We start from the raw sequence: 15197 nt of genomic DNA, 5'->3' as shown, positions 1-15197 counted from the left end.
TTGGATCTTTCGGAATCTCCCAGGCCCGCTCTGGATGCGCATCCTCACGGCGCTCGTGCTGATTGCCGGAGTTGTGCTGCTGCTTATGAATTACGTCTTTCCGTGGTTCTCCGAGTTCAGCTTCCTTAATCCCCTCACCGACTCCACGATTGGCGGTTCCTAGAACGCATGAGCAGTATCCGAATCCTGGTCGTCGACAACTACGACAGCTTTGTCTACACGCTGGTCGGGTATCTCCAGCAACTGGGCGCAGAGACCACCGTGGTGCGCAATGATGACGTCACCCTAGCCGAAGCCATTGAGCTGGCGGCCGCCCGGGACGGCGTCCTCGTCTCACCGGGCCCCGGAGCCCCGGCTGAGGCCGGCGTGTGCGTTGACCTGATCCGCTGGTGCGGCGACAACAACAAGCCGATGCTCGGGATTTGCCTGGGTCACCAGGCCCTGGCCGAGGCCTACGGCGGCACCGTGACCCACGCTCCCGAACTCATGCACGGCAAGACCTCGCTTGTCCGGCACGAAGGCACCGATGTCTTCGCCGGACTGCCAAGCCCGGTGACGGCCACCCGCTACCACTCCCTGGCGGCCGTCGCCGACAGTATCCCGCCCGAACTTGAGGTCACGGCCCGAACCGGCAGCGGCATCATCATGGGGCTGCGCCACGCCCTCGGCACCGCTTTCCGGCGTGCAGTTCCACCCGGAATCTGTGCTGACCGAAGGCGGCTACCAGATGCTGGGAAACTGGCTGGAGGGGCTGGGCCTGACCGGCGCGGCAGCCCACGCCGCCGCTCTGAGTCCACTGATGTCCACCGCGGGCGACGCTCCGGGTAACTAACTAGTCGTCTTTCTTTTCTGCCTTTTCCGACTCAGTTGGTGACGGGGAAGCGCTCGGGCTTGGCTCGGGTTCCTCTGTGGGCTCTGCCGGTGCCTTCGCGACGGTGAGGGAAATGGTGGAACCCTGTTCCACATCCATACCGCCGGGAACGCTCTGCGCGGTGACGGTCCCGGGGGCTACCGTCGGATTCTCCACTTCGTTCACGGTGACCGGCAGCTGGTACACCGGATCGGCGAGGATCGCCCGGGCATTTTCCAGCGTCGCGCCGATGAGGTCCGGAACGGTCACATTACCGGTGGAGAGCACCAGATTGACGCTGCTGCCCACCGGAACGGCCCCGCCGGCGGCGGGGCTGGTGGACAGCACCCGTCCCGCCGGCACGGTGGGACTGTTGGCCTCTGCCGTGGTGCCGCCCTGCAGGTTTAGACTGCGCAGGGTGTCGCGTGCTTCCGGCTCGGTCATGCCGGTGAGGTTGTCCGGTATGGTCACGCTGGACGGCCCCTGCGAAATGAGGAGGATGACATTCTCCTCCAGCGGCAGTTCGGTTCCGCCCTGCGGCTCCGTGCCTATGGCAAGGCCGCTCTTGACGGTGTCACTGTACTGCTGTTCGATGGTCGGCGGCCCGAATCCCGCATCCATAATGAGGTTCAGTGCGTCAGTTTGGCTCTTGGACTGCACGTTTGGCAGGACGGCCGTTACCGGGGCCTCTTCCTGGGGATTCATCAGGTTGAAAGCCAGCACGGATCCGGCACCCAGCAGCAGTATCAGGACGATGAACAGCGTAGTGATCCAGGCCCGGCGCCGTGCCTTCTGCTCCGGATCCCGGTCCCCGGTGGCACCGATCGCCAGGGCCTCGGGAACGCCGCCGTCGTTCTTATCGTTGGCGGGAGTGGTAAGCGGCCCGCCGGCAAGGACCCGGGCCATGGCGCGGGTGCGCGGTTCGTCCTCAATGGGGGTGACGTCGACGGCGGGACGGGCCGGAGCGGACACGGCCAGCGCCTCGGTGGCGCCGGTGGCAGGTGTGGGGTCAGCGGCGGGAACTCCGCTGCGCACTGCGAGCAGCGCGTCCCGGAACGCGTGGGCATCCTGATAGCGGTCCCTGCGGTCCTTGGACAGACCCCGCTCCAGCACGGAGTCCAGCGCCGCCGGAATCTCCGGATTGAAGCTGCTGGCTTTCGGCGGAGTTTCGCGGACGTGCTGGTAGGCCACCGAGACGGGGCTGTCGCCGATGAACGGCGGGCGTCCGGCCAGCATCTCAAACAGCAGGCAGGCCGCGGAGTACAGGTCGCTCCGCGCATCAACAGTTTCGCCGCGGGCCTGTTCCGGGGACAGATACTGCGCCGTTCCGATGACAGCCTGGGTTTGGGTCATGGTGGCGGCGGAATCGGCCATGGCCCGGGCAATGCCGAAATCCATGACCTTGACTCCGCCGTCTGCGGTGACCATGACGTTTGCGGGCTTGATATCGCGGTGAACAATGCCGGAACGGTGGCTGTATTCGAGCGCGGAAAGAACCCCGAGGATGTAATCAACGGCCATCTCCGTGGTGATCTCCCGGGCCTTGACCAGATCACGCAGCGTGCGGCCGGGAACATACTCCATCACGATGAACGGCAGCCGCACATCGTCCGGTGATGAGTTCGGTGACTCCTGGTCACCGGTGTCGTAAACGGAGACAATAGCGGCATGGTTCAGTCCCGCCACTGCCTGCGCCTCCCGCCTAAACCGGGACTGGAACAGGGGGTCGCGGGCAAGATCGGGGCGCAGGACCTTAATGGCGACGGCACGGCCAAGCCTGATGTCCCGGCCCAGGTACACGTCTGCCATACCGCCGCGGCCGATCAGCTCCGCGATCTCATAGCGGTCGTTCAACACACGCTCTGTATTCAGAGTGGGCTGTCCTTTAAGGAATTCTGCGCTCATGGCCGCTTACCCGGCCGAGGGATTCGTGCCGTTGGGGGCAGCAGGAACGGTCGCCTGGGTCGACGGCGTCGGCTGCGGCGCGCTCGGCGGAGCAGGTTCGAGCGTGGCCGGGCCCGTGGACGTAAAGTACGTCACGGTGGATCCCTGGGGCAGCGGTGCACCCTCGGAGGGGTTGACGGCCACCACCGTTCCCTGCGGCTGGCTGGAGGCGCGAGTGCCTCCGTTGACCGGCACCAGACCGGCGGCGCTGATCCGCTGCTCGGCCGCGGCTGCGGCCTGCCCGGTGATGCCGGAGGGAACCGTGGTCATGGTCTCGCTCGGTTCCGGGGTGGTGGGCTCCACGGTGGGCTGCGGCGCCGTGTAGTAGCTAACCGTTACCCGGTCGCCGCGGGAAAGCACGCCCACCGGGCTGACGTCAAAAACGAGCCCTTCCGGGTTATCGGCGGATTCCACGGCGTTGCCGCTGACGGAAAGACCGAGATTGGTCAGCTCAGCTTCCACATCGGCAAAGTAGCGGCCCTCAAAACTGGCGGCATTGATCGTGATTTCGTCGGAATTCTCCGTTGGAGTGGCGGAGGGGAAGGGGTGGCGCTTGGGCTGGCCTGGGTGGTAGTGGCCGACGGCGCCGGCTCTGCCTCATCGTCGTTGGAACCGGTGAACAGGAACCAGGCCACTGCGCCGGCGATAGCCAGCACCAGCAGGACTACCAGCGGAATGACCCAGGGGCTGCGGCGCTTGGCCGGGGCGTCGTCCCCGTCCGTTCCATCGGTTGCCCCGCCGTCGGCGTCGTCCACTTCCTCATCGGTCCACTCACGGGAGGCAGCGAGTTCACCGGTCGCGGCTGACTCCGCACCCACCGCGGCTCCCGCAACGGTGGGAAGGGCGGAGGTGGACGGCGCGGTGTTAACGACGCGGGTGGCGGAGGTTCCTGCGGTGGGCACCGGCGCGGTTACCGCATCGGTTACGGCGGTGTCGCCGCCGCCGCCGAAGAGCAGCATGCCGGGAACGGCAGCCTCGGCAGCGGCGATGTCACCGCGCCGGATCGCTGCAACGGCGCGGGCCAGCGCTTCGGCGTCGGCCGGCCGGTCGGCCGGATCTTTGGCCAGCATGGACATAATCAGCGCGCGGACCGGCAGTGGAATGCTCTCGGGCAGCGGCGGCGGGGTGTCGTTGACCTGGGCGAGGGCGATGGCGATCTGTGATTCACCGGAGAACGGCCGGGTTCCGGCGAGGAGCTCGTAGCCGATGACACCGAGAGCGTAAATGTCGCTGGAGCCGGTGGCCTGCTGGCCGGTGGCCTGCTCGGGTGCCAGGTACTGGGCTGTGCCCATCACCTGTCCGGTGGCGGTCAGCGGCACCTGGTCGGCAAGGCGCGCGATGCCGAAGTCGGTGATTTTGACCCGTCCGTCGGGCAGGATTAGGAGGTTGCCGGGCTTGACATCGCGGTGGACGAGTCCCTGCTTGTGGGCGGCGGCCAGGGCGGTGGCTGTTTGGCCAATGATGGAAAGCGTGCGGTCCGGCGTGAGGCTCTTGTCGCGTTCGATGATGGAGGACAGGGGCAGGCCCGGCACCAGTTCCATCACCAAGTAGGCGGATCCCTCCTCCTCGCCGTAATCGAACACGTTGGCAATGCCCTCGTGGTTCAACAGCGCCGTGTGGCGGGCTTCGGCCCGGAAACGGTTCAGGAAACCAGGATCCCCGGTGTACTCCTCCTTGAGGATCTTGATGGCAACAATTCGGCCCAGGACCAGGTCCCGTGCCTTCCAGACTTCACCCATACCGCCGATGGCGATACGGTCAGTGAGCTGGAATCTGCCGCCTAAGGTGATTCCCGATGTAGGCCTCACTTATTTAACACCGCCTCTAGGAGTTTCTGCGCGCTTGGAGTGGTCAGTTGGGATCCGGTGGCCAGATCAACGTCTTCCATGACGATGGAAATAGCCACCTCGGGGTCGTCCGCCGGAGCAAAGCCGGTGAACCAGGCATTGTCACCCCTGTTCTCCACTTCGGCGGTACCGGTCTTGCCGGCCACCTGGAAGCCGGAGACCCGGGCTGCGGAGGCGGTGCCGTTGTTGACGACGCCCACCATCCAGTCAGTGAGCTGGCGGGCTGTTTCCGGGCTGACGGAGGTGTTCAGGACCTCCGGCTCCGGCTCGTCAATGATTGACAGATCGGCCGCACGGACATTCCGGATCAGATTGGGGGTCATTTGGACACCGTTGTTGGCGATGGCTGAGGACATCATGGCGATTTCCAGCGGGGTTGCCGTGACGCTGTACTGGCCGATGGAAGCCTGGGCGAGCTGAGCCTGGTCCATCTCCGTGGGGAAACCGCTGGGCGCCACTTCCTGGATGCCGCGCTCAGGCAGGCTCAGGGCTTGATTGAACCCGAACTTCTCCGCCTGCGATGCGATGGCATCTTCCCCGAGATCCCAGGCAATCTGGGCGAAAACGGTGTTGCAGGACTGCTCCAGCGCGAAGCCAATTGTTGCTTCGGACCGGATGCCGCAGTTGCCGTTGGTGAAGTTCGGCAGCGAAATATTGGTGCCGGGCAGCGGCAGCGAGCTCGGATTGTCAATCAGTGTGTCCGCGTCGAAGTCACCGGACTCCAGGGCCGCGGCGGCGTCCACCAGTTTGAAGACCGAGCCGGGGGCGAGCAGCGACTGGGTCGCAGCGTTGCGGTAAGGCGACAGCCCTTCGACGGTGAGCAGCTGTTCCATGTTCTGTTCCACCACCTGTGTGTCGTGTCCGGCCAGCAGGTTCGTGTCATAGCTGGGCTTGGACACCATCGCCAGGATGTTTCCGGTCTTCGGTTCCATCATCACGATGGAGCCTTTCTGGCCCTCGGGAATGAGGTCATAGGCGAGCTGCTGCAGTTCGGAGTCGATGGTCAGCTCGACCGAGGCTCCCTGGACAGGGTTGCCGGAGACCAGCTGCACCAGCCGGTCGAAGAACTGTTGGTTGCTGTTGCCCGTGAGCTGGTCATTCATGACCTTTTCCAGCTGGGTGGTGCCGCTGACGAGGGAGAAGTACCCGGTCAGCTGGGAGTAGAGCTCGGGCTGGTGATACACGCGCTGGAAGTTGAACTGGTCGTCCGAGGGCACTGATTCGGCGACCGGCGCTCCGTCCACCAAAATCGCGCCGCGGTTTTGGCCGAAGTTCTGGTAAATGGTCCGGTTGTTGTTCGGGTCAGCGTTAAGCTCTTCGGCAGCGAAAAACTGGACATAAGTCAGCGACCCGAGGATGAGGATGAACATGGACAGTGCCACGATCCAGCTGTTGCGGATGGCCTGATTCATGCGCCCTGCACCTCCTGTTCCCTTGCCTTGCTCTTCCGTTGCGGCGATCCCACCGGCGACTCCTGCATGGCCGGGACCATTGGCCCGGTGAGGGCCCCGTCGCCGCCGGCCGGCGGGCGGCTTCGGAGATCAGCAGCAGCAGCGCCACAATGATCCAGTTCGCCAGCAGTGAGGATCCGCCCGCGGACATAAACGGCGTGGTCAGGCCGGTCAGCGGAATCAGGCGGGTGACGCCGCCGATGACGACGAAGCACTGCAGGGCGATGGTGAAGGACAATCCGCAGGCCAGCAGCTTACCGAAGCCGTCGCGGGTGCCCAGGGCGGCGCGGAAGCCGCGGGATACGAGCAGGACGTACAGCAGGACGATGGCGAAGATGCCGAGCAGGCCCAGTTCTTCACCCAGTGCGGCAATGATCATGTCGGAGTTGGCGTAGGTGACCAGGTCGGGCCGGCCCTGCCCGAGGCCGGTGCCGGCGAGTCCGCCGCTGGCGAGCCCGTACAGGCCCTGCACCACTTGGTGGCTTCCGCCGATCCGGTCGTAAACCTCCGGATCAAAGGCATTGATCCAGCCGTCAATCCGCAGGGCGACGTGGCTGAACAGCTGCATGGCGACAAGCCCGCCGGCGGCGAGCAGGGCAAGACCAATCAATACCCAGCTGACCCTGCTGGTCGCCACATAGATCATGGCCATGAAAAGGCCGAAGAAGAGGATGGAGGACCCCAGGTCACGCTGCAGGACAAGTACGCCGATGCTGACGATCCAGGCCGCCATCATGGGGCCGAGGTCCTTGAAGCGGGGCAGCTGCAGCGGACCCACCTTGCGGCCGGCCATGAGGATGAGGTCACGGTTGGTGGATAGATACCCGGCAAAGAATATAGCCAGGGTGATCTTGGCGACTTCTCCGGGCTGGAAGGTTCCGGAGCCAACTTGGATCCAGATGCGGGCACCGTTGATTTCCACTCCCACGGGCGTCAGGGGCAGAAGCAGGAGAATGGCGCTGACAATCAGGGAGATATAGGTGTACCGCCGGAGAATCCGGTGGTCCTTGATCACAAAGAGTACTGCGATGGCTGCGGCAACGGCGACGGCGCTCCAGAGCAGCTGCCGGTCGGCCGCGCTGGTGTCCTCCGCGATGTCGATCCGGTGGATCATCGCCAGACCAATGCCGTTGAGGGCGGTGACGATGGGAAGTATAACCGGATCGGCATATTTTGCCCGAATCCGCAGGACGATGTGGAATACCAGAACCAGCCCGACCAGGGTGGCGCCCTGCGTCCAGAAGTCCGAGTCAAAGGCGCGGTCCTGGTCCAGGCTGACCACCATGTTGGCTCCGATGCCCACCAAAAGGGCAAGCACCAGCAGTACGGCTTCAATGTTCCTCCGCGACTTGGGCGCTGTCAGCACATCGGACATTACTTTTGCCCTTCGCAGTCTTCGTTTCCGGCCGCCGGCATGGCCGCGGCAGTGGGGGAGGCCGACGCGGACGGCTGGGGAGTTGCACCGGCCGCAGGCGCAGCGGGAGCGGCAGGGCCACAGGCGCCGGGCTGCGCCGTACCCCGGAGATCCTCGACGATTTGTTCAGCGTGCAGCAGATCCTTGGCGGGAATGGTGCCCTCGACCCGGTTGCGCTGGTATTCGGGCAGGCTGTCCACCGGAATTTCCGTGCGTTCGGTGACGGTGGAAAGCCGTATCGGTCCGAGGGACTGCGAAACGCCGTTATAGATAGCCACGTTGTTGTCGCTCGACCCGACGTAGTAGCGGGTCTGCGTCCAGGTGTAGCCCACCCAAAGCACGGCTGCCAACAGGACGGCGATCACTGCCAGGGCAGTAGGCAGCAGCCAGCGCCGCCGCTTCTTGGGGATTCCTGTTCCGGAGCCGTTTCCGGTTCCGGAGCTGCCTTGTGCGTCAGCAGCCGCGCAGCGCGGCGTTCGGCCGACCGCTTGGTGACGATGGGGATCTGGCCGGTCTCGGTGGCCAGCGATGCTGCTCCCACCAGGATGTGCGGACGCGAGGAAAGATCCTGGCGGATGAGGTCCGCACGGACCGGTTCGTCGTCGTCACCGCCGGCTGTGTCGGCTGCGGTTTCCCGGTCATCCGCGGTGGCGGCCGGCGCCGCTGCCGCGGCCGGCAGAACAGGTCCGGCGGCCTGGGAGGTGCGGGCCGAGGGGAGCTCGGCGGGAAGGGAGTCATCCGGGACCTCGTCGATCTCGATGACTGCGACGGTCACGTTGTCCGGGGAACCGCCCGCGAGGGTGAGTTCCACCAGGATGTCGACGCACCGCTGCAGGTCCCGGGTCTCCCGGAGCACGGTTTCGATGTCCGAGTCCCGCAGGACAGCCGTGAGGCCGTCGGAGCACAGCAGCCATTTCTCGCCCGGCTCCACCTCAAATGTCGCCAGATCCAGCTCCGGACTGGCATCCACGTCGCCCAGCACGCGCATCAGGACATTCTTGTGGGGATGTACCTCGGCCTCGTCGGGACGCAACCGGCCTTCGTCAATGAGGCGCTGCACGAAGGTGTGGTCAATGCTGACCTGTTCGAAGACGCCGTTCTTGAGCCGGTAGGCGCGCGAATCGCCGATGTGGGCAAAGGCGAACCGGTTGCCGTTGAGCAGCAGGGCGGTGACAGTGGTCCCCATTCCGGACAGCTGGGGGCTGGTGGTGACCAGTTCCGAGAGGAGGGAATTGGCGGCCTGGATTTCGTCGGCGAGAACGGTGAGGGGCTCATCGTCGTGCGATCCGCGGTCCAGGTGGACGAGGTCGAGGACGGTGGAAGCCGAGGCAACGTTGCCGCCGGCATGGCCGCCCATCCCGTCGGCGACGACGGCGAGATAGCGGCCGACATAGGCGGAATCGTCATTCTTCAAACGAACCATGCCGACGTCGGACCGTGCTGCGTAGTTGAGCACCAGTGCCACGGCTAAGGCCTCAACTCAAGGACCGTCTTGCCGATGCGGATCGGTACTCCGGGTTCCACGGGCAGCGCCCGGGTGAGTTGGCTGCCGCCGAGGAACGTGCCGTTGGTGGAGCCGAGGTCCTCGATGAACCAGCGGCTGCCCTGGGGGAACAGGCGGGCATGGCGGCCGGAAGCGTAGTCGTCGTCGAGCACGAGGGTCGCTTCCTGGGCGCGGCCCAGCAGGATGGGGCTGGAAGCCAACTCCAGCGTGGTGCCCCGCAGCGGGCCCTCGGTCACCACTACCTGGCGCGCGGGGACCTTTACCGAGCAGGGCCTGCTTCTCCAGGGCCGGGTTGCGGCGCAGCTGGCGCGCGCTGGGCGTACCGGTCCGGTTACGGCTGCCGACCACCAAATCGCGCCGGATCGCGCCGACGACGCTGAGGACCATGAGCCACAGCAGAATCAGGAACCCGTAGCGGAGCAGGGTCACTATTAGTTCACCGTCCACTAACGTCCCCCGGTCCGAATCGGCAGAAGCCGGAACGTAATGCGGGTCCGGCCCATGGCAATTGTGGAACCATCCGTAAGATCTGCTTCCCCTTGTACTTTCTGACCGTTGACGAAGCTTCCATTGGTGGAGCCGAGGTCGATGGCGCGGCTGGCACCGTTTTCGGTGCGGATTTCCAGATGCCGGCGGGAAACGCCGGTGTCATCAACGAGGATATCCGCCTCGGAGGAACGGCCGAGGACAACTGACGGCGCATTCAGTGAATACCGTTGACCGTCAATATCCAACACGGGCTGCATCCGCCCCGGCCCCTGGCGGGGGTGGGCGGCGGAGCCGGGCGGGGTGCCGGCGATCCGGCCTTTTCCGTTGCGGAGTCGACCTCGAGCACGCCGGACTTAAGCGCCGAGTCGCGGGTAAAGGATACGCGCACCGGCCCCTGGAGAGTGTAGGACTGGCTCCGCGCGTGCTTGATCACGACGTCGCAAAGCTCTTCCGCCAGCGGCGCGCCCCATTCCTGGGCCCGCTTAAAATCGGAGTCGGACAGGCGGGCCGTAAAGACGTTGGGCGCCAGGGTGCGGCCCTGGCCCACGGTGAAGGAACGCTCGTCCAGTTCACGCCGCAGGGCGATGGCCAGTTCAAGAGGTTCCACCCGGCCGGATGAGCCCGTGGAGAAGGCACCCCGCACAACCTTTTCGATTCCGCGTTCAACGTTGTCGAGTAAGCCCATGTTCGCCTCCTTCCCTAGGTCCTGATGCTGTCCGGATGTCCGGCGGATACTTGGACCAATATGCCACCGGTTTAGGCCCTGCGGCGGCACCGGGTGTGCCCGCTGGGGCGGATTCGGTGCGGTGACAAGGCAGGCCAAAGGTACACAGGTCCTCTTCGATACTACTGGGGACAACTGAGAAATGTCCTAACGCAGCTCCGGTGCCGCGGGGCGCCGCGGGGGCAGCGGGATGCCCCGGAGTAGCTGGAGCAGTTGTGACGGCGGACCGGCCGGACGGCCGAAAACCGCGGGAAACCGCGGTTTTCGAGCAGATTCCACGCCCGTTTAGGTGTTTGCCCAAAATGTGGGTATGCTTGATTCTGCTGTTCCCGGGGAATCGAGAGGCCGCCGGTCGTGAGACTGAAGGCACACTCTCCGCGGGAGACCATTTAGGCGCGAGTGGCGGAACGGCAGACGCGCTGGCTTCAGGTGCCAGTGTCCGAAAGGGCGTGGGGGTTCAAATCCCCCCTCGCGCACAAAACGAATCACCCCGGTTGAAAGACCGGGGTGATTTTTTATGTTCGCGCCGGCGGGGCGGCGGGGCGGCGGCCACTGCCCGCAGGCAGTGGCCGCGCGGCGGCGGGGTGCTAGCGCCGCTGGTTGGGCTCTTTCGCCGCCGCCTGCGCTGCCTGCTGGGCTTTGCGTTTCTTCTTGGCCTCCGCTTCCTTCACGCGCTTTGCTTCTTCCCGCACCGCCGCAAAGCTGGCACGTTCTTCAACCAGCCATGCCGGCGGAGCGGCCAGCAGCGCGGTGATCTCCTGCGTGGTCAGGGCCTCCGTAATGCCGGAGCGGGTCAGTCCGCTGATGGAGATGTTGAGCTTTTGAGCAACCACCGGGCGCGGGTGCGGGCCGTTGCGACGCAGATCAACCAGCCACTGGGGCGGATTGGCCTGAAGCTCATCAAACTGGGCCCGGGAAATAGGCCCGTCCTGGAACTCCTGCGGCGCGGCGGGCAGATAGATGCCCAGTTTCTTGGCTGCCGTGGCAGGTTTCATGGATTGGGATTTCTCGGAAGTCATCTCATAAGGGTATCCGGCGCAGGAGCAGGGGTGTCCCGCGGCTGAAGCCGGGCGGGAGTTCGGAGAACGTTGGGAAGCGGCAGGAGCACCGGCAAGGATCGCCGTCCCGCCTGGGCTAACCTGAAATGGTGCCAACTGATGCCTCCTTCCGCCCGCCCCGCCCAGCCCGTCCGCTGAAGCTGGCCTACGTTCCCGGAGTGACGCCCGGTAAATGGATCGGCCGGTGGAACGAGCGTCAGGACCGCGAACTGACGGCCTATCAGTGCCCCGAAGACTCGGTGCTGGCTGACCTGCGTGCCGGCCGCGCCGATGTGGTCTTTATCCGGATCCCGGATCAGGACTACATCCGTCCGGCGGGGGTAAGCGTCGTCGCCCTCTATGACGAGCGCCCGGTGGTTGCCGCGGCGAAGGACTCCGCGGTTGCCGCCTTCGACGAACTGGACCTTGCCGACCTGGCGGGTGAGCACCTTCTGGATCTTCAGGAGCTCGGCAGCGCCGACGTGGGCATGGAAGTGGTCGCCTCGGGCGCCGGACTGCTGATCCTCCCCATGGCCGTGGCCAAGCTCTACTCGCGCCGCGATGTTGTGGCGCGTCCGCTGACCGGCGTGCCCGGTACCCGGGTTGCCGTTGCCTGGGCACAGGACAGCGAGGATGAAGGCATTGAAGAACTGGTGGGCATCGTGCGCGGGCGGACAGCCAACAGCTCACGCCAGCCCTCGGTGCAGGCCGAACAGAAGAGCACGGCCCGGCAGCGGACGAAGGAACGCCAGAGCAGAAGCGCGGAGCAGGCAGGAACGAAGCCGGGCGGCCGGTCAGGCGGCAAACGGAACACCGGCGGCAAAGGCGCCGGCGGTAAATCCGGGGGCAGCCGCAAGGGCGGCAAACCGCGTGGAGGCCGCTAGCTGTTAGAGTCAGCCGACCAAGTTGTTTTTCGGCAGCCCGGGGCCATCCGCTGCCGGACGGGGTAGCGTGTCGCCCATGCGCGTAAAGATGAGCAGCATCCACGTCCTTGATCCGGCCGCCGCCTTCGAGTTTTACACGGGCACCCTGGGGTTTGAGCCGCTCATGGTGATGCCGGACTACAACCTCTTTATCGTGCAGGCGCCCGGTATCCCCGATGGCCCCGGCCTGCTGCTGGAACCCAGCGACCATCCCGTGGCGGGGGCCTACCGCAGCGGCCTGTATGACCTGGGCATGCCGGCCATTGTTTTCGGGGTGCCGGATGTGGCCGCGGAGATGGAGCGGTTGGAGGCCCGGGGCGTCCGCTTCACCGGCCCGCCGTCCATTGACGCGATGGGTACCCAGGCTGTGTTCGACGACGGCTGCGGAAATTACATCCAGCTGCATCAGGACGGAGCCGGCTAGTGCTCGCCCAGCTGGGGCTTCCGCCGGAAGTTCACCGGAGGCTTACTGCTGCCCGCGAAAAGGGCTGGTTCCACAACTGCCATCATTGTTCACGATAGTAACTACTTCGGCCCATGAACCTGCGGACAGGGCGTATCAGCCTGTCCCGGCTCAGCGCGCCGGCAGGGGATTTCCGGTGCGGGCGGAAGCATCCTTAGGCAACGGCCCAGTGGGTCAGCGTTAGGAACGCTGCGTGGATTACCCCGTAGATGGCATAGACAGTGACGGGAACCATCAGGGCCCATTCCCGCCAGGATCCGGCAGCACCAATCAGCGGCAGGGACAGGCAGCCGCTGCTGCGCCACAGCTTATTGAGCACCGGCATTCCCGCCAGGGAACGCGGACGCTTGATCCGAAGAGGCCAGAGGATCATGACACCCTGATGGGTCAGCAGGTCTCCGACGATGTGTACGGCGACGCCCAGCCCGACGGCCACGGGAAGCCAGTCGTTGTTTTCGGGGGCGTAGATGGCAATGAAAGCCGAAAGCCCCAGGGCCAGCAGCCAGCTGCGGCCGGGACCGCCGGCGATCTTCAGGGCTTTGAGCGCAAAGCCCATCAACAGCACCGACAGCAGACCTGCGCCCACGGCCACGGAGCCGAAGAAGGGGACAACGGCGGTGACCTTGCCCAAGGCGGTGGACAGGGCAACAAACACTGCCAGTCCCAGCAGGGAATGCGTGCCGCGGCGGTGTCCGCCGCTGATCTGTTCGGTGATCCGGGCCAGGATCTTGGTGAGCGGCGGCAGGGAATGCGCAATGGTTCCGCTGTGGTGGTCGAGGTCCGGGAGCAGGGCTGCTCCGGCGGTGAGCAGGGCTCCGGTGACCACTCCCAGCGGTGTCACCGGATACCAGCCGAGGGCGTGCGGTGCGGTTGAAGCGACAGCAATCCAGGCTGCTGCGCCTGATGCTGCGTGATGACCACCCATCATGGTGCGTGGGGTCCTTCCCTAGGGCGGTGTGAAGCACCGAAAACTTTCGTAACTTCTCATGTTTTCACGCGCCGCTGACACTCCTTACACAGAGCCCCATCCGCCCCGCCTGGCACGACGACGGCGGGGCACCCGCCCGGGTGCCCCGCCGCCGTCGTGCGCTGATTAGCCCAGCGAAGCCAGACCGAAGATTGCTGCCGCCAGGCCAAAGCCCATGACGCCGATCAGTGTTTCCAGCACGGTCCACGTTTTCAACGTGGTTTTGACATCCATGCCCATGAACCGGCCCACCAGCCAGAAGCCGGAGTCGTTCACGTGGCTGACCACCACGGAGCCGGCTGCAACGGCCACCACCACGGCGGCCGTCTGGACCGTGTTGTAGCCGGCATCCAGGACGCCGGGGGCGACCAGGGCGGCGGCGGTGGTCAGGGCCACGGTGGCCGAACCCTGGGCGATACGCAGGATGGCGGCGATCAGGAAGCCGGCGAGGATCAGCGGGACACCGAGGTCGCTGAGGACATCGCCCAGCGCGTCACCGATGCCGGAGGTGCGCAGGACGCCTCCGAACATGCCGCCGGCGCCGGTGATCAGGATGACGGAGCAGACCGGGCCCAGTGCGGATTCCAGCACTTTCTCGATGGCGGTTTTGGATTCGCCGCGTCGGGTTCCCAGGACCACGCAGGCCACGAGGAGGGAAATCAGCAGTGCCACCGGTGTTTCACCCAGGGTGCGAAGGAAGGCGAACCAGGGCTGCTCCGCGGCTGCGGCGGAGACGACGCCGGCCGAGGCCAGCGTGTTCAGCCCGGTATTGAGGAAGATCAGGATCAGGGGCAGCAGCAGAACGGCCACCACGGTGCCGAACTTGGGCGGGTTCTTGATTTCGTCGCCGTCAATCTCGCCGAGCACTGCGGGGACCGGCAGGACAAACTTCCTGCCGACCCAGAGGCCAAACAGATAGGACGTGACGTACCAGGTGGGCAGGGCAATGATGAGACCGAGGATCAGGACAACGCCGATATTGGCTTCAAAGAACCCGGAGGCCGTAACGGGGCCCGGGTGCGGGGGCACGAAGACATGCATGACGGAGAATGCTCCGGCAGCGGGGAGGCCGTAGCGGAGCACACCGCCGCCCAGGCGCCGTGCCACCGAGAAGATCACCGGGAGCATGACCACGAGGCCGGCGTCAAAGAAGATGGGGAAGCCGAAAATCAGTGAGGCCACACCCAGGGCGAAGGGGGCCCGTTTCTCGCCGAAGACCCGGATCATGGTGTCGGCCAGGACCTTGGCGCCGCCGCTGGTTTCCACCAGCCGGCCAAGCATCGCGCCGAGGCCCACGAGCAGGGCCACCGTGGCCAGTGTCGACCCAAAGCTTCCGGTGAGCACCGTAACCACACTGGCCGTCGGGATGCCGGTGGCGAACGCCGTCAGCAAACTGACCAGGATCAGCGAGACAAAGGCATGCAGGCGCAGTTTCAGAATCAGGAACAGCAGCAGCGCGATGGCTCCTGCCGCGATCAGGAGGAGGGGTCCCGCACCGAGGGTTTGGGACCAGCCTTCAATTGTCATGGATGTGCTCCGTTGTTGTTAGGGGGTGCTGCTGGGTGGGTGGCTGCTGCGGCTGGT

Annotated in this window: 11 protein-coding genes, 1 tRNA gene and 4 pseudogenes; 5 read left to right on the top strand and 11 right to left on the bottom strand. The window is 65.3% G+C overall.

The genetic code is table 11. From position 1 onward, the window contains the following. Positions 1-34: 34 nt before the first annotated feature. Together OL239_RS01065 and OL239_RS01060 are read left to right on the top strand one after the other, a co-directional pair. A complete protein-coding gene (locus tag OL239_RS01065) occupies positions 35-163 on the top strand; it encodes a hypothetical protein (RefSeq protein ID WP_268911829.1) in 129 nt (42 codons plus the stop codon). 5 nt (positions 164-168) lie between these two features. Continuing rightward, positions 169-832, top strand: a pseudogene (locus OL239_RS01060) (aminodeoxychorismate/anthranilate synthase component II). On the opposite strand, the gene pknB reads toward OL239_RS01060, so the two are convergent. From pknB to OL239_RS01025, 8 genes and pseudogenes are all read right to left on the bottom strand, one after another. After that, a complete protein-coding gene (pknB, locus tag OL239_RS01055; protein WP_268910369.1) occupies positions 833-2755 on the bottom strand; it encodes a Stk1 family PASTA domain-containing Ser/Thr kinase in 1923 nt (640 codons plus the stop codon). It abuts the pseudogene before it with no gap. A gap of 6 nt (positions 2756-2761) precedes the next feature. Further along, entirely contained in the window at positions 2762-3256 is a 495-nt protein-coding gene (locus tag OL239_RS19905; protein ID WP_442864185.1) for a PASTA domain-containing protein, read from the bottom strand. After that, positions 3241-4533 carry a serine/threonine-protein kinase gene (locus OL239_RS01050; RefSeq protein ID WP_442864184.1) on the bottom strand — a complete coding sequence of 431 codons (1293 nt, stop codon included), beginning with the start codon at positions 4531-4533 and terminating at the stop codon, positions 3241-3243. The genes OL239_RS19905 and OL239_RS01050 overlap by 16 nt, the downstream gene beginning before the upstream one ends. A 65-nt stretch (positions 4534-4598) precedes the next feature. Further along, positions 4599-6053, bottom strand: a complete 1455-nt coding sequence (locus tag OL239_RS01045) for a peptidoglycan D,D-transpeptidase FtsI family protein (protein ID WP_268910368.1) — start codon at positions 6051-6053, stop codon at positions 4599-4601. After that, positions 5950-7467, bottom strand: a complete 1518-nt coding sequence (locus OL239_RS01040; RefSeq protein ID WP_268910367.1) for an FtsW/RodA/SpoVE family cell cycle protein — start codon at positions 7465-7467, stop codon at positions 5950-5952. Before OL239_RS01040 ends, OL239_RS01045 begins: the two co-directional genes overlap by 104 nt. After that, a pseudogene (locus OL239_RS01035) lies at positions 7467-8929 on the bottom strand (PP2C family protein-serine/threonine phosphatase). Before OL239_RS01035 ends, OL239_RS01040 begins: the two are co-directional and overlap by 1 nt. A gap of 44 nt (positions 8930-8973) precedes the next feature. Continuing rightward, positions 8974-9397 (bottom strand): annotated as a pseudogene (locus OL239_RS01030) (FHA domain-containing protein FhaB/FipA). Between the two features lie 59 nt (positions 9398-9456). Next, positions 9457-10184, bottom strand: a pseudogene (locus tag OL239_RS01025) (FhaA domain-containing protein). A gap of 432 nt (positions 10185-10616) precedes the next feature. Here OL239_RS01025 and OL239_RS01020 point away from each other — a divergent pair. After that, a tRNA-Leu gene (locus tag OL239_RS01020) sits at positions 10617-10699 on the top strand. 111 nt (positions 10700-10810) lie between these two features. Here OL239_RS01020 and OL239_RS01015 read toward each other — a convergent pair. After that, positions 10811-11242, bottom strand: coding sequence for a DUF5997 family protein (locus OL239_RS01015; protein WP_268910366.1), 432 nt, complete (start codon positions 11240-11242; stop codon positions 10811-10813). 125 nt (positions 11243-11367) lie between these two features. Between OL239_RS01015 and OL239_RS01010 the strand changes: the two genes are divergently transcribed. Together OL239_RS01010 and OL239_RS01005 are read left to right on the top strand one after the other, a co-directional pair. Further along, positions 11368-12144: a LysR substrate-binding domain-containing protein gene (locus tag OL239_RS01010; RefSeq protein ID WP_268910365.1), complete on the top strand. Its 777-nt coding sequence runs from the start codon at positions 11368-11370 to the stop codon at positions 12142-12144. A gap of 88 nt (positions 12145-12232) precedes the next feature. Next, a complete protein-coding gene (locus OL239_RS01005; protein WP_268910364.1) occupies positions 12233-12607 on the top strand; it encodes a VOC family protein in 375 nt (124 codons plus the stop codon). A 193-nt stretch (positions 12608-12800) separates the two neighbouring features. Here the strand turns inward: OL239_RS01005 and OL239_RS01000 are convergent, their stop codons facing one another. Together OL239_RS01000 and OL239_RS00995 are read right to left on the bottom strand one after the other, a co-directional pair. Further along, complete coding sequence (locus OL239_RS01000) at positions 12801-13574, bottom strand: metal-dependent hydrolase (protein ID WP_268910363.1); 774 nt, start codon at positions 13572-13574, stop codon at positions 12801-12803. Positions 13575-13739: 165 nt separating this feature from the next. After that, positions 13740-15140, bottom strand: coding sequence for a GntP family permease (locus OL239_RS00995; protein ID WP_268910362.1), 1401 nt, complete (start codon positions 15138-15140; stop codon positions 13740-13742). Between the last annotated feature and the right edge of the window lie 57 nt (positions 15141-15197).

The organism is Arthrobacter sp. ATA002 (assembly GCF_026898095.1).
Taxonomy (GTDB): domain Bacteria; phylum Actinomycetota; class Actinomycetes; order Actinomycetales; family Micrococcaceae; genus Arthrobacter_B.
Note: the sequence above shows the minus strand (reverse complement) of the source record. Positions and strands in the feature narration are given on the sequence as shown.

Excerpts from the sequence above, each read along its gene's own strand:
- OL239_RS01065 (WP_268911829.1), top strand. The coding sequence starts at position 35 with ATGCGCATCCTCACGGCGCTCGTGCTGATTGCCGGAGTTGTGCTGCTG.
- pknB (WP_268910369.1), bottom strand. The coding sequence starts at position 2,755 with ATGAGCGCAGAATTCCTTAAAGGACAGCCCACTCTGAATACAGAGCGT.
- OL239_RS01050 (WP_442864184.1), bottom strand. The coding sequence starts at position 4,533 with ATGGGTGAAGTCTGGAAGGCACGGGACCTGGTCCTGGGCCGAATTGTT.
- OL239_RS01045 (WP_268910368.1), bottom strand. The coding sequence starts at position 6,053 with ATGAATCAGGCCATCCGCAACAGCTGGATCGTGGCACTGTCCATGTTC.
- OL239_RS01040 (WP_268910367.1), bottom strand. The coding sequence starts at position 7,467 with ATGTCCGATGTGCTGACAGCGCCCAAGTCGCGGAGGAACATTGAAGCC.
- OL239_RS01015 (WP_268910366.1), bottom strand. The coding sequence starts at position 11,242 with ATGACTTCCGAGAAATCCCAATCCATGAAACCTGCCACGGCAGCCAAG.
- OL239_RS01010 (WP_268910365.1), top strand. The coding sequence starts at position 11,368 with ATGGTGCCAACTGATGCCTCCTTCCGCCCGCCCCGCCCAGCCCGTCCG.
- OL239_RS01005 (WP_268910364.1), top strand. The coding sequence starts at position 12,233 with ATGAGCAGCATCCACGTCCTTGATCCGGCCGCCGCCTTCGAGTTTTAC.
- OL239_RS01000 (WP_268910363.1), bottom strand. The coding sequence starts at position 13,574 with ATGATGGGTGGTCATCACGCAGCATCAGGCGCAGCAGCCTGGATTGCT.
- OL239_RS00995 (WP_268910362.1), bottom strand. The coding sequence starts at position 15,140 with ATGACAATTGAAGGCTGGTCCCAAACCCTCGGTGCGGGACCCCTCCTC.